At 67.3% G+C, this 16,063-nt stretch carries 3 protein-coding genes; all 3 read left to right on the top strand.

The window, feature by feature from the left end; all coding sequences use genetic code 11:
• Positions 1-318: 318 nt before the first annotated feature.
• On the top strand, positions 319-1,476 hold the full coding sequence (locus AC1VV3_RS19535; protein ID WP_482962200.1) for a phosphatase PAP2 family protein: 1,158 nt from the start codon (positions 319-321) through the stop codon (positions 1,474-1,476).
• A gap of 18 nt (positions 1,477-1,494) precedes the next feature.
• Positions 1,495-3,462, top strand: a complete 1,968-nt coding sequence (locus tag AC1VV3_RS19530) for an OPT family oligopeptide transporter (protein WP_482962199.1) — start codon at positions 1,495-1,497, stop codon at positions 3,460-3,462.
• A gap of 737 nt (positions 3,463-4,199) precedes the next feature.
• Positions 4,200-15,929: an Ig-like domain-containing protein gene (locus AC1VV3_RS19525; RefSeq protein WP_482962198.1), complete on the top strand. Its 11,730-nt coding sequence runs from the start codon at positions 4,200-4,202 to the stop codon at positions 15,927-15,929.
• The last annotated feature ends 134 nt before the right edge of the window (positions 15,930-16,063 follow it).

Genomic DNA, 16,063 nt, shown 5'->3' with positions numbered 1-16,063 from the left:
CCCACCGCCCAGATCGCCGGAAAAGCCCGTCTTGCCGTTACGCCGGACATGGAAAGGCCGCCCACCGTGCATGGGGGCGGCCTTGATGGAGTGACGGGGCCCGGTCGGGGGTGGGGATTGGGCCCTCGGGGTCTCTGCCTCTTTGAGCAGTCCCGATCTCAACACCCCTGTCGCGAAGAGGTTCCGCCGTTTCGCGGAAAACCGAACATGACGAAGAGTTAATCTGCCGCCCGGATAGCAGTTAAGCCCCGCTTAAGGAGAATTCGGGCTGGACGCGATCCTTTCGAAACGTGGGCTTCGCGCCCCTGGATAACCGCAATGACCCTGATGCAGCCGCTTCTGCCCGTGCCGCCCTCCGTACTCGACGGAGCGGAGGCGCGCGCCGTGGAGGCGAGGCTGCCGGAGCGTTCGGCAGTCCGTCCGGCCACGCGCCTGACGGTATCGGGCCAGGGCGATGTGCTTCGCCGCCATCTCATGGTCGGCCTCGGGCTCAGCCTGGTGGCTCTGGGGATGCTGCTGCACCGGGCCGGGCTGCGGATCGACCCCTGGCGCGCGGGTAACCTGCCGTTCTATCTCGCGGGCGCCCTGGCGCTGGCATGCCGCCATTTCCTTCCCCGGATGCGGTGGCGCCATGCGCAGGCCGGTGCGGCGTTCAGCGAGTATGCGGCGCTGTTCGCCGCGATCTCGCTGATGGGGGCGGCCGCCAGCTATCCGGTCGCCGCGCTCACGCATGGTTATGCCGATGACGCCCTGCAGCGGATCGACGAGGCGCTGGGGTTCGACTGGCTCGCGCTCTATCGCCAGGTCGTCGCGCATCCCTGGCTCCAGGTGCTGGGGACGACCGCCTATCGCAGCATCTACATCACGCCTGCACTGCTGCTGTGGTCGGCGGCAAAGTCCGGACAGCGCGAGGCGGCCTATCGTTTCCTGGCCGGTTTCTGGCTGGCGGCGGTCATCACCCTGGCCGTGTTCAGCCTGATGCCGGCGCTGGGGCCGTTCTCGCATCTGTGGCACCAGCCGATCGTCTACATGCCGGAAAGCGAGCTTTGGCAGCCCGGCCTGATCCCGGCGCTGCGGGCACACGGCGTCCATGTGGTGGACCTGGCGCATCTGCGGGGCATCGTTTCGGCGCCGAGTTTCCACACTGCCGCGGCCGTGCTCTACATCGTCGCGGCCTGGCGGATTCCGGGGCTGCGCTGGCCGGTGATCGCCCTGAATGCCGCGATGCTCCTGTCCACGCCGGTGGAAGGCACGCATTATCTGATCGACATGATGCTGGGCGCGGCGGTGGCGGTAACCGCGCTTTTGCTGCTCGAATGGCACGTGCGACGCCTGAAAGCGGGCGCTGTTCGCGGGTCGCGCTGGACGGCTGCGCGACAATATGGCAGCGAGCGTGCCGCTTCGACTTCCGAAGATCGCAGAGAATTCCATATCGGGCCTCCTTCTCGCCAGGCAGAAGGCGGGTGGGCCCCATGATCGGCTGAACGGGACAACATGGCGAACCAGACTGGCAGCACGCGCGCGGGATCGCCGCTTGAACTGACCCTGCGCGGGGTGCTGCTCGGCGGCGTGATCACGCTGCTCTTCACGGCGGCGAACGTCTATCTGGGCCTCAAGGTTGGCCTGACTTTCGCCACCTCGATCCCGGCAGCCGTAATCTCGATGGCGATCCTGCGCGGGTTCAAGGACTCGACGATCTTCGAAAACAACATCGTCCAGACCGTCGCCAGTGCGGCCGGGACGCTGGCGGCCATCATCTTCGTGTTGCCGGGGCTGGTCATGATCGGCTGGTGGCAGGGCTTCCCTTATTGGACCACCGCCGCGATCACCGGGACGGGCGGCATTCTCGGCGTGCTGTTCTCCGTACCGCTGCGCCGTGCGCTGGTGCTGGATACGCCGCTGCCCTATCCCGAAGGCCACGCCGCCGCCGAAGTGCTGCGCGTCGGCTCCGAATCGCGCGAAGGTGCAGAGGAAAGCGCCAAGGGTCTCTCCGTCCTCCTGTGGAACGCGCTGGCGTCCGCCGGCTTCGCGATCCTCACCCAGACGCGCCTTGCCGTGGCGGAAGCCTCGGTCTGGTTCCGCGCCGGGCCCGGTGCGACCGGCATTTCCGGCGGCCTCTCCTTCGCCCTGATGGGCGTGGGGCACCTCGTGGGTATTTCGGTCGGCATGGCCATGTTCCTCGGCCTCGTGGTGGGCTGGTGGGTGCTCCTGCCGATCCTGACCGCGCAGAACCCACTGCCGGGCGGGGCGGAAGTCTGGGCTTCCACCGTATTCTCCGAAAACGTCCGCTTCTTCGGCGCCGGCGTGATCGGCGTGGCTGCCGTCTGGACTCTGTTGCGTATCGCCGGACCGGTCATCGGCGGCGTGCGTTCCGCCCTTGCCGCCAGCCGTGCGCGCCAGGCGGGCGAGAAGCTGCCGGTGGAAGAGCAGGACCTGCCGATCTCCATCGTCTTCATCGGCACGCTCGCCATGCTGGTGCCCATCGCGGTGCTGCTGTGGAGCGTCATCGGCAGCGGACCGCTGGCAGGCTCCGAAATGCTGCTGATTTCCGGCGCGCTGGCCTTCATTCTGGTGATCGGCCTGCTGATCGCGGCGGTCTGCGGTTATATGGCGGGCCTGATCGGTGCGTCCAACTCGCCCGTTTCGGGCATCGGCATCCTCTCGGTGGTGGCGGCCTCGCTCATGCTGGTGGGCCTGTTCGGCCGAGACCAACCGACCGGAACCACCGAGGCGCTGGTGGCTTATGCCCTGATCGTCACCGGCATCGTGTTCGGCGTGGCGACGATCTCGAACGACAATCTCCAGGACCTCAAGACCGGGCAGCTGATCGGCGCGACGCCGTGGAAGCAGCAGGTCGCTCTGGTGATCGGCGTCGTGTTCGGGTCGCTGGTGATCCCGCCGGTGCTGGACCTGCTGAACACCGCCTTCGGCTTTGCGGGCGCGGCCAATGCCGGCCCGAACGCGCTGCCCGCCCCGCAGGCGGCGCTGATCTCGACCCTGGCCAAGGGCGTGCTCGGCGGTAATCTCAACTGGACGATGATCGGTTGGGGCGCCGCTGCTGGCGTGGCCTTCATCGTGATCGATGAAGTGCTGGGCGCCATGGGCCGCCTGCGCCTGCCGCCGCTCGGCGTCGGTATCGGCATCTACCTGCCGATGAGCGTGATCCTGCCGACCGTGATCGGATCGGTGCTGGGCTTCTTCTACGACCGCTGGGCCGGGAAGCAGCGCGATCCCGAATTCGCCGAGCGCATGGGCGTGCTCACGGCGACGGGCCTGATCGTGGGCGAGAGCCTCTGGGGCGTCGGTTTCGCCGGGATCGTTGCGGCTTCGGGCAGCGACGCGCCTTTGGCCCTGGTAGGCGACGGCTTTGCCGGACCGGCGCTCGTCGGCGGCACGCTGCTGTTCTTCGTCCTGGTTCATGCGCTCTATCGCCGGACCCGCAAGCTGGTGACTTCGGACTGAAGGCGCTGCCCGGTGCCGCGATCGGCGGTATCGGGAACAGGCAAATCCACTGTCCGTTAGTCAAAGGCTGTCCTTGTCGAGACAGCGACCGCGCCAGCGCCCTCTACGCGCGCCGCGTGATCTGCGTACTGCGGATCAGCTCTCCATTTCGGTCGCCGAGGCCTTCGCCCGCCCCTCGATCGCTCGTTCGAGGCGGCACCGGAACTCATGCAAGTGACGGAAACAAAAACCATTTCGGCCTGAAAAATAGAGCCGTAATGAATGTAAATGCATCTCGTTGAGAACTTCGTGCTCTTCTTTGAAGATGCCGTCTAATCATTGAGAAATAGCGGATTCCGTTGCCCCAACACGAGATCGGCAGACTTCGCGTCGCTGCTCATGCGCGCGTCGATCTGGTCGTGTTTTGCCTTCCCGTGTCCCATTGCGCAGTCTCTGTGACAAATCGCTTACTTCGCTCGGGAAACTTCGGCTGGAAATCGACGTTGCAGGCCGTAACTAGGTGACATCGCCTAAGTTAAAAACCTGATGGGGACTGGGCCGCAGACGTATTGATGAGTTGGAGGGGCGTAAAAATCCTGTTGCCGTGACGCCCTAGGTCACGGTGAATAAAACAGAGATTGGTTAGTTGATAAAACTAACCAAGGCGATCTCTTCGGTTCGTCCGCAGACGCGGGCCATCTTCGCGCAACGAACGGCTGTATCGCGCTAGGCGATACTTCAATGCTGGGAGGACCGAGATGGACAAGCGGGTCGAGATCGTGAATCGCGCCACCAAGGCAACAACCAATGCCGTCGCCCGGGCCGGCGAAACCCGCATCCCGATCCCCCTCGATTCCAACGTCAAGATCGACGCCCCGCCCAATTCCGTCGCATCCATGGTCCGCGAGGGCGACGACCTCGTCCTGAAGTTTGCGGATGGATCGATTATTCGTCTTGAGGGCTACTTCGGCTGCTCGCCGGAAGACCTCGGGCAATTGACGCTCGACGATCCCTCCAATGGATCGCAATGGCTGGTGAACCTGAGCGAGGTGTCCTGCGTGGCGCCGGGCGATGTTTCCACCGAGGCCGTCAACTACAACCTGACCCCGCTCGACAGTGCCGCCGTCAGCACGGCCGGTGCCGCTGGCGCGGCGGCGAGCGGGGGGATCAGCAACGGCCTCCTGATCGGTCTGGGCGCGCTGGCCGTAGGCGGCGGTGTCGCTGCGGCTGCCGGCGGCGGCGGTGGCGGCGGCGGTGGCGGGAATGTCGGTACTCCGCCCAGCGACACCACGGCGCCTGCGGTGCCGGTCGTTTCCAGCGGCGTCCAGTCGGGCGGTGCCACCAACGATACGACACCCACCTTCAGCGGCACGGCGGAAGCCGGCTCGACGGTAACCGTCTTCGACAACGGCACCCGCATCGGCACAGCCACCGCCGCAGCCAACGGTACCTGGACTTTCACGCCCGGCACACCGCTCGGCGAAGGCGCCCATAGCCTGACTTTCACGGCCACTGACGCCGCCGGCAACCAGAGCGCCGCCACGCCGGCACGCGGGTTCACCGTGGACACGGCCGCGCCCGCAGCGCCCGCCGTCACCAGCGGCCTCGAACCGGGCGGCGCGACCAACGATACGACGCCAACGTTCACCGGCACGGCGGAGGTCGGATCGACCGTAACGGTTTTTGACAATGGCACGTCCATCGGCACGGCAACGGTCGGCCCTGACGGCACCTGGACCTTTACGCCCGCCGCCCCGCTTGGCGAGGGCGCGCATAGCCTGACGTTCACCGCCACCGATCCGGCGGGCAATCCCAGCGCCGCCACGCCGGCGCTCGGCTTCACCGTGGACACGGCTGCACCTGCTGCGCCGGTACTGAATCCGACCGACGGCACCACGATCTCCGGCACGGCCGAGGCCGGCGCCACGATCGGCCTCGATACGAATGGCGATGGCACGCCCGACGCGACCACCACGGCCGGTGCAGACGGCACCTGGAGCATCACGCTGCCGGCCCCGCTCGGCAACGGCACCGTCGTCAGCGCCACGGCCACCGACGCGGCAGGCAACGCCTCGGGCGCCGTCAGCGCCACGGTGGACAGCGGCCTGGACACCACACCGCCGGCCACCCCGGTCGTCACCAGCGGCCTGGCGCCGGGCGACGCGACCAACGATACGACGCCGACGTTCACCGGCACGGCGGAGGCCGGATCGACCGTAACGGTCTTCGACAATGGCACGTCCATCGGCACGGCGGCGGTCGGCCCCGACGGCACCTGGACCTTTACGCCCGCCGCCCCGCTTGGCGAGGGCGCGCATAGCCTGACGTTCACCGCTACCGATCCGGCGGGCAATCCCAGCGCCGCCACGCCGGCGCTCGGCTTCACCGTGGACACGGCTGCGCCTGCTGCGCCGGTCCTGAATCCAACCGACGGCACCACGATCTCCGGCACGGCCGAGGCCGGCGCCACGATCGGCCTCGATACGAATGGCGATGGCACGCCCGACGCAACCACCACGGCCGGTGCAGACGGCACCTGGAGCATCACGCTGCCCGCCCCGCTCGGCAACGGCACCGTCGTCAGCGCCACGGCCACTGACGCGGCAGGCAATCCCTCCGCTCCGGCGAACGCCACGGTGGTGAACGGGGTGGACAACGTGCCGCCGCCGATCCCGGTCGTCACCGACGGCGTCGCCGCCGGGGGCGCCACCAACGACACCACGCCGACGTTCCAGGGCACCACCGAGCCGGGATCGAGCGTCACCGTTCTCGACAACGGCACGCCGATCGGCGTTGCAACCGTTGCCGCCGATGGCACCTGGAGCTTCACGCCGACTGCGCCGCTGGGCGAGGGGGCGCACAGCCTGACCTTCGTGGCCACCGATGGAGCGGGCAACCAGAGCCCGGCCTCGGCGCCTTCCGCATTCTCGGTAGACACTATCGTTCCGGCCGCTCCGGCGCTCAATCCCACCGATGGCACCACGATCTCCGGGACGGCGGAAGCGGGCGCGACCATCGGCCTCGACACCAACGGCGACGGTACGCCGGATGCGACCACGACGGCTGCCGGTGACGGCACCTGGAGCATCACCCTGCCGGCCCCGCTGAGCGACGGCACCGTGGTCGGCGCCACGGCCACCGATGCTGCGGGCAATGTCTCGGGCACCGGGAACGCGACGGTCGACGCGGGCATCGATACCACGCCGCCCGCCGCTCCTGTCGTGTCTGGCGGCAGCGACAATACGGCGCCGGTGATTGCGCCGTTGCTGCCCGATACCGCCACGAACGATCCCGCGCCCACTTTCGGCGGTACGACCGAGCCCGGCTCGACCGTGACTGTGTTCGACAATGGCGCGCCGATCGGCAATGCCACTGTCGCCGCCAACGGCAGCTGGACCTTCACGCCGCTGGTCGCGTTGGGCGAGGGGCCGCATAGCCTGACCTTCGTGGCGACGGACGCCCTGGGCAACCAGGGCGCCGCGTCCGCGCCCTTCGCCTTCACTGTCGACACGAACGCTCCCGTAGCGCCCACGGTCAATCCCACCGATGGCACGATGATCTCCGGCACTGCCGAGATCGGCGCGGGCGTGGGTATCGACATGACCGGAGACGGCGTTCCCGATGCCTACGTCCAGGCGGACGGAGCCGGGAACTGGACTTACGTGCCCGGAAGCGCCGTGCCCGATGGCGTGACGATCTCCGTCACGGCTATCGATGCCGCGGGCAATGTCTCGCCGCCGGCCGCCGTGATCGTCGATGCCAGTGTGCCGGTCGCGCCGGGCATCACGGAAGTGGTCGACGATGTGCAAGGCGTCATCGGCGTCGTTCCGCGCGGTTCGGTGAGCAACGATGCCACGCTGACGATCAACGGCACGGCCGAGCCCGATTCCACGGTGCGGATCTACGACGGGGCCACGCTGATCGGCACGCTCACCGCCGACCCGTCCGGCAGCTGGACGCTCACCACCGGCGTTCTCGCCGAAGGTCCACACGAGTTTGCCGTTACCGCCACCGACGCCACCGGCAATGTCAGCGGCCCTTCGGTGACTTACGGCGTCGTGGTCGACCTTTCGCCTCCGGCGTCGCTGGTCGTGAACCCCACGGACGGCATCACGCTCACGGGTACGACCGAGATCGGCGCAACCGTGCTGGTCGACACCAATGGCGACGGCACGGCCGACCAGACCGTGACGGCGGGGGCAGACGGCAGCTGGAGCGTCACTTTCACCGCGCCTCTGCCCGACGGGACGGTCGTCAGCGTGACGGCGGTGGATGTCGCGGGCAATTCCACTGCGCCTGCCACTGTCACCGTGGATGACAGCATCGATACCACGCCGCCGCCCATTCCCGTCCTGGCGCTGGTGACGGATAATGCCGATCCCGTGCAAGGGTCGCTGTCGAACGGCGGGTCCACCAACGACACCCAGCCCACTCTCAACGGTACGGCCGAAGCCAATGTGACCGTGACGATCTACGACAACGGTATCCTGCTGGGCACGACTACGGCGGACGGGCTGGGGGACTGGCAGTTCGAACCGACCGCGCCGCTTGGCGAAGGCGCCCATAGCCTGACGGTGACGACAACCGACACCAATGGCAACGAGAGCCAGCCATCGCCTGCCTTCGCGCTGACGGTGGATACCGCAGCCCCCGCCGCCCCGGTCATCAATCCTTCGGACGGGCAGGCCATCACCGGCACGGCCGAGGCTAACGCCACCATCAATCTGGACCTCAACAACGACGGCACCGCCGACACCTCGGTCCAGGCTGACGGAGCGGGCGTCTGGAGCTATACGCCGCTCGCGCCGCTGATCAGCGGCACGATTTCCGCCACCGCTACGGATGCGGCCGGCAACACTTCCGGCCCGGCGATCGGAACGGTCGACGCCACCGCTCCGCTGGCGCCGACGATCGTCGCAGTGGCCGACGATGTCGGAATCTACACCGATCCGCTTGTGAATGGTGCCTCGACCGACGACGCCCAGCCTACGTTCAGCGGCACGGCCGAGGGCAATGCCATCATCACGCTCTACGAAGGCACGACCGTGATCGGCACGGCGCAGGCCGGTCCTTCCGGTGCCTGGTCGGTGACGCCGCTGGTGCCGCTGGGGCAGGGGAGCCACGCGCTCACCATCACGGCGACGGATGCGGTGGGTAACGAGAGCCTGCCGGCGACTTTCACCGTCGTGGTCGACAACCAGGGCCCTGACGCGCCCGTCATCACGTCGGTGGCAGACGGCGTGGGGGCGGTCACCGATCCGCTGGTATCGGGCAGCGTCACTGACGATACCCGGCCGGCGTTTACCGGAACGGCGGAGTCCGGCTCCACGGTTTCGATTTTCAGCAACGGGACGCTGCTGGGCACGGCCCAGGCAGACGGCACGACGGGCATCTGGAACTTCATCCCCGGCGCGGCGCTGCCGGAGGGGAGCAACAGCATCGTCGTCATCGCCACGGACCTTGCGGGCAATGCCGGCACGCCCTCGGCGCCCTTCACGCTGACTGTGGACAGCGTGGTTCCCACCACACCCGCGATCACTTCCGCCTTCGATAACGTAGGGTCCGTGCAGGGCGCGTTGGCGAGCGGCGCGGCAACCGACGATACCCTGCCGGTCCTGTCCGGAACCGCCGATGCGAATGCCCAGGTCGACATCTTCGAGGGGGGCATTCTCGTCACCACGGTGACGGCCGATGCCTTCGGCGTCTGGAACTTCACGCCTGCCACCCTTGCGCCGGGCACATATATTTATACCGCGAGTGTCACCAATGAGGCCGGCGTGCCCAGCGCCGTCTCTCCGGACTTCGTGCTGACGGTCTCGACTGCACTTCCCGGCGCACCCTCTATCACATCCGCTGCCGACGATGTCGGACGCTACACGGCCGCGCTGGCGAGCGGCGATGTGACGGACGACGTGTTGCCGGTGCTGAGCGGCACGGCGCCGATCGGCAGCACCGTAACGGTCTACGACAATGGCACGCCCCTGGGCCTGGCGACCCTGGATGGGCTTGGCGGCTGGACTTTCACGCCGACTTCGGCGCTGTCCGAAGGCCCGCATGTCTTCACCGCCACGGCCACCGATGCCGTCGGCAATACCAGCCTGGCGTCCGGCGGCTTCACGCTGGAAGTGGACACCAGCGCGCCGCTTGCCCCCGAAATCGATCCCAGCGCGGGCGCGATCCTGAACGGCACGGCGGAAGCGGACGCCACGATCCTGCTGGACCTCGACGGTGACGGCACGATCGACGCCACCACCTTTGCCGACGGCAACGGAGTCTGGAGCTATACCCCTGCGACCCGGCTGGACAACGGAACGACGGTGATCGTCACGGCGGTCGATGCGGCGGGCAATGCCTCGGGCACGGACAGCGTGGTGATCGACCGCACGCCGCCGCAGGCACCGAGCATTACCCAGATCCTGGACAATGTCGGCGCGCAGGCCGGCAATGTCGCCAATGGCGGCACCACCGACGACACTTTGCCCGAACTGACGGGTACGGGTGAGCCGGGCTCGACGATCAACCTCTTCGATTTCGGCGCGCCGGTCGGCACTGTCGTGGTCGGCGCCACCGGCACCTGGTCCTTGCAACTGACGACGCCGCTCGGTTCGGCGCCGCATTCCTTCACGGCCACGGCTACCGATCCGCTGGGCAACGTCGGCCCGGCCTCGGCTGCCTATGCGGTGACCGTGGACGTCAGCCCGGTCGTCCTGCCGGTCATCACTTCGGTGCGGGACGATGTCGGTACGATCGTCGGCACGGTGGCGCCGGGCGCCACGACCGACGATGCGCTGCCGACGATCGTCGGAACCGCGGGCGGCAACGCGACCGTCGCCGTCTATGACAGTGTGGCGGGCCTGTTGGGCACCACCGTGGCGAATGGCAGCGGCGACTGGTCCTTCACCCCCGCGGGAACGCTGGGCGGCGGCCAGCATACCTTCACGGCCATCGCCACCAATGCTGCCGGCAACTCCAGCAGCTTTTCAGCCGGCTATCAGATCAATATCGATACCACCGTTCCTGCGGTGCCGACGATTACCCAGGCCAACGACGATGTGCCGGGCATCACGACGCCGGTGCTGAGCGGCGGCCTTACCAACGATACCACGCCCACCCTCATCGGCAGGGCGGACGGCAACGCGGTGGTCACGATCTACGCCAATGGCGTTGCGATCGATACCACGACGGCCTCGCCGACTGGCGACTGGCAATATGTGCTCGTGACGGGCGGAGACGGTCCGCAGAGCATCACCGTCAGCGCCGCCAACGCGGCCGGAAGCAGCAGCGTGCAGTCAGCGCCCTTCGTCTTCACCGTGGACGCCACACCCCCTGCGGCGCCCCTGGTCAATCCCACGAATGGCACGGGAACGCTCAGCGGCACGGCCGAGCCGAACACGACGGTGAGCATCGTCATCGGCGGCGGGACGGCCGCGACGGCGAACGTCGACGCATCCGGCAACTGGACTTACGCCATTCCCGGCAGCAATGCCGAAAACACGCCGATCGCGGTGACCGCGATCGACGCGGCGGGCAACGGTTCGTCGGCCACGACGGTATTCGTCGACCTGACCGGGCCTGCCGCAACTGTCGCCATCGCTGCGCAGGACGATCAGGGTCTCGTCATGGGCGCGATCGCGCCCAATTCGACGACCGATGATACGCTTCCCCTGTTCTCCGGAACCACCGAAGCCTACGCGACGGTTCGGGTCTTCGACGCCGGACAGCCGATCGGCACCGTCCAAGCCGACCTCAACGGCGATTGGAGCCTCACGCCGGGCATCGCGCTCGGCAACGGCGTTCACAGCATCACGTATATCGCCACCGACCTTGCCGGAAATGCAGGCACGGAAAGTCCGGCCCTGGTCTTCACGGTTCTGACCGGAAACCCGAGCGTGCCCACGATCGTCCAGGTTGCCGACGATGGCCCGACACCTGGCGCCATCCTGGGCGGCGGCGCCACCAACGACCCGACGCCCGTCATATCCGGCAAGGCCGATCCGGGCGCCATCGTCACCTTGATCATCGATGGAACCGGCGTCGCCACGATGACCGCAACCGGGACCGGCGACTGGTCGTTCAACGCGCCCAGCCTCGATGACGGGCCGCATACGATCGCCGTCTCGGCCGCCAATGCTGCGGGCAATCAAAGCGGGCCTTCGGGCGACTTCGCGATCGTCGTCGATACTCTTGCGCCCGGTGCGCCTGTCATCACCGGCAGCGACGGCACCACCGTCATGGGCACGAGCGAAATCGGCGCCACGATTACGCTCGCAGTCTCCGGCGGCGGTACTTACGAAACCACAGCCAACAGCGTCGGCCAATGGAGCCTGACCCTGCCGATACAGGCAGCCAACGGAACCACTCTCACTGCCACTGCGAGGGATGCAGCAGGCAACAATTCCGGTCCTGGGACCGGCACGGTCGACCAGGGCGTCGACATGACCCCGCCTGCCACGCCTGTCCTTTCCACTATCAGTGATGATGCGGGCTTCGTCGTGGGGGCCATCACCAACGGCGGCGTCACCGACGATATCTCGCCGCTGATCTCCGGCACCGCCGGTGCCAACGTGCTCATCTCCGTCTACGACGGCACGACCTTACTTGGCACGACCAACAGCGATGTGGACGGCGCATGGAGCTTTTCGCCGACCACCCCCCTGGGCGCAGGTCCTCACAGCATTTCCGCCACAGCGACCGCCAATGGCGTGGAGAGCATCAGCGGCAACGCCATCTCTTTCACGCTCGACCTCACCCCGCCGCCGGCGCCAGTGGTCGATCCGGGCAACGGCACGGTATTTACCGGCACGACGGAAGCCAACGCCAGCGTTATCATCACCTATCCGGGCGGATCTACCACCGTTCAGGCGGACGCGACGGGACACTGGACCTTCACGCCGGGCACGCCCATTCCCGACTCCGCCGCGGTGACCGTGGCCGCGCGGGACGTGGCGGGCAATCTCTCCGGCAGCTCCACGGCGTCCATCGATTCGACGCCGCCCACCGTGCCCGCCATCACCGGCGCAGACGATAATGCCGGCGGTGTCCTGGGCCCCGTCGCTACCGGAGGCGGCACGGACGATACCACGCCAACGCTCTCGGGCATCGCAGAAGCGAACGCCATCGTCTCGGTCTACGACGGCGCCACGCTGCTCGGCACCGCGGTAGCGACGGGCGGCGCCTGGACCTTCACTCCCCCGACCGCCCTGGGAGAAGGGCCGCACAGCTTCACCGTCACGGCCGCGGATACGTTCGGCAACGTCAGCGGCGCTTCCGCGCCTTACACGCTGACCATCGTCACTTCCACGCCGGCCGCCCCGGTCATTACCGGCGGCGCCGACAATGTCGGCGCCATAGTCGGGCCCATCGCCAATGGCGGGGCCACGGATGACAGCCAGCCCACGATCACCGGCAGCGCCGGCGCGAACCTGACGATCACGCTCTACGAAGGCGCAGTGGCCGTAGGCACGACCACCAGCGACATCAACGGGGCCTGGTCGATCGAGACCAGCCTGTTGCAGGACGGCGCGCACGTTCTCACGGCCGTCGCCACCAATGCGGCCGGCACGGCAAGCGCCAACTCCAGCGCCTTCACCGTCAACGTCGATACCGCTGCACCGAACCCGCCCGCAGTCACGTCCGTCACTGACGATGTGGGCACGATCCAGACCGCCCTGGTATCGGGCGCGCAGACCGACGATACCCGACCGACCCTGACCGGCACTGCAGAGGCGAATTCCACCGTCTCGATCCTGGACCGCGGCGTGCTCTTGGGAACCACCACGGCCAATGGGTCCGGCGCATGGACGTTCACGCCCACCACGCCGCTCGATCCCGGCGGTCATATCCTGACGGTGACCGCCACCGATGCCGTCGGCAACCAGAGCGGGCCCACGGCGGCCTTCAACCTAACCGTGGATACCGCCGCCCCGGCGGCCCCCGCCATCACCGGCGCGACGGACGATGTCGGCGTGTCCGGACCGATCGCCAATGGCGGCCTGACCGACGACGCTCTCCCGCAGATCACGGGTACCGCCGAAGGGAACGCGACCGTCTCGATCTTCAACAACGGCGTCCTGCTGGGGACCGTTGTTGCGAACGGATCGGGGGACTGGTCCTTCACACCGCTCTCGCCGCTGTCGGAGGGCCCGCACAGCTTCACGGCCTCCGCACGCGACGCTGCGGGCAATGTAAGCGGAACGTCCCCGGCTTATGCCTTCACCGTGGACACCACGCCGCCCGTGGCGCCGGTGATCGTCTCGGCAAATGACGACACCGCGCCGCAGCTTGGCATCGTGGCCAGCGGCGGCGCCACGAACGATACGACGCCGACACTCACGGGCACGGCCGAGGCCAATACCAGCATCGCGGTGTTCGACAACGGCCTCCAGATCGGCACGACAACCGCAGACACCAACGGGGTCTGGACCTTCGCACCCACCACGACCCTGGGGGACGGCAACCACAGCTTCACGGTCCGCGCCACCGATGCCACCGGCAACCAGGGCGCCGCGTCCGCAGCCTATACCGTAAGGGTGGACACGGCCGGCCCGGCCGCCCCGGCCATCGCCAGCGTCACTGACGACGTGGGCTCGGTGCAGGGTGCCGTCGCCAATGGCGGCGTGACCAATGACACCATCCCGCTCCTGCGCGGCACGGCCGAGGCGGGCTCGGTCCTGACGATCCTGGCCAACGGCACCGCGATCGGCACAACCCAAGTCGATGCCACCGGCAACTGGAGCTTCTTGCCCCCGACTGCCCTTGGCGAGGGCAATTATGCCTTCACCGCCTTCGCCACCGATGCCGCCGGCAACCCCGGCACCGCTTCGGCGGCCTTCGGCATCACCGTAGACCTGACCGCGCCGCCTTCGCCGATGATCACCAGCATCGTCGACGATGTCGCCCCGGTCACGGGCACGGTCCCCAGCGGCGGCATCTCCAACGATGCCTCGCCGCAGCTGAACGGCACGGCCGCGATCAATACCGTGGTCCTGGTCTACGACAACAATGTCCTGATCGGCAGCACCACGTCGAACGGTTTGGGAGCCTGGAGCTTCACGCCGACCGGCACGATCGCCAACGGCTCCCACAGCTTCACCGCCGTGGCCGTCGATCCCGCCGGCAATGCCAGCGCGGCGTCCAATACATATGGCATGACGGTGGACACCGCCGCGCCGGTCCAGACCATCGCGATTACGACGCTGACCACCGACACCGGCACTCAGGGCGACTGGAGCACGCAGGATACCACTCCCACCATCGGCGGCACGCTCAGCGCCGCATTGGGGGCGGGTGAGCAAGTGCAGGTCCAGATCGACGGCGGCACCTGGATCAACGCCAGTTCCTCCGGATCGACCTGGTTCTATGGCGCGGGAACCTTGGCGACCGGATCGCACAGCATCATCGCCCGCGTGGTCGACGCGGCGGGCAATGTCGGCAACAGTGCCTCGCAGAACCTCAGCATCGCCGCCATTCCGGCTCAGGCACCGATCGTCCAGGCCACCGGCACATCGCTGCTCGGCCTCGTGGGGGTCGAGGCGCTGAACCTCATCGACCTCAGCACCCAGTCGCTGATGGCGGTCGACCCGAACAACAACCTGAAGAGCGTCCAGGTCCGTTACGCGCCGCTCCTGGCGCTCAGTCTCGGCGCCTACACGCTGACCGGCTCCAGTGCGCTGGCAGCGGAACTGGGCCTGCAGATCTCCGTCACCAATACGGCCGGCCTGCTCGGCATCCTCGCGCCGACCTCCACCCTGACGATCACCTCGCTCAGCGGCGGCGCGATCGACAACCTGGCCGTCAACGAACTGCTCAACACCGTGCACTTCCAACAGAACGTCTCGACCCTGGGCGTGGACCTTCTCAATTCGGTCAGCATTACCGCCACTGACACCACCAACCTTTCGGCCTCTTCGTCCACGGGGACGCTGCTCGATCTCAGTCTGCTGAACGCCAGCGGTTCGCCGAACTTCATCGAGGGCGACGGCGGTAACAACCTCCTGAACGGCACCGCAGGGAACGACCGTCTCTACGGCCACGCCGGCGTCGACGTGCTGAACGGCGGCAACGGCAACGACTTCCTGCGCGGCGGTCCCGGCGCCGATACCCTCAACGGCGGCGCCGGCAACGACACCCTGGTCTACGACTCCGCGGACACATTGATCGACGGTGGAACCGGAACGGATACACTTCTGATCGACAGCGGCACCGGACAAGTGCTGGACTTGGGAACGGCCACCAACATCCGGAATATCGAGGTGATCAATCTCGGGATCGGCGATGCGGGGCGGCGGATAAACCTAACGGAAGCGGGAGTCATTCGTGCCACCGAAAGCAGTCATCAACTCACCATCAACGGCGATGGGAACGACAGCGTGACGATGACCGGCGCGGTCTTCCAGGGACAGACGCTCATCAATGGAGAGGCCTACAACCATTACTCTCTGGGTACGACCGACATCTTCGTCGACCATCCGGTGATGGTCGTCATCTGACAGGAAGCACGGCCAGCGAACTCAGTTCATGAAAGGGGAGCATGGCGTTTACGGAGTGGAGGGTCGCCGGAACGGTGGGAATCGCCGTCCTGGGGATCGTGGGTAGTCGATGTCACGCACAGGAACAGGATAAT

Source organism: Novosphingobium sp. BL-S-34 (assembly GCF_056857015.1).
This window is presented reverse-complemented; position numbering and strand designations above follow the sequence as displayed.

Coding starts and splice junctions, on each gene's coding strand:
- AC1VV3_RS19535 (WP_482962200.1), top strand. CDS start 319: ATGACCCTGATGCAGCCGCTTCTGCCCGTGCCGCCCTCCGTACTCGAC.
- AC1VV3_RS19525 (WP_482962198.1), top strand. CDS start 4,200: ATGGACAAGCGGGTCGAGATCGTGAATCGCGCCACCAAGGCAACAACC.
- AC1VV3_RS19530 (WP_482962199.1), top strand. CDS start 1,495: ATGGCGAACCAGACTGGCAGCACGCGCGCGGGATCGCCGCTTGAACTG.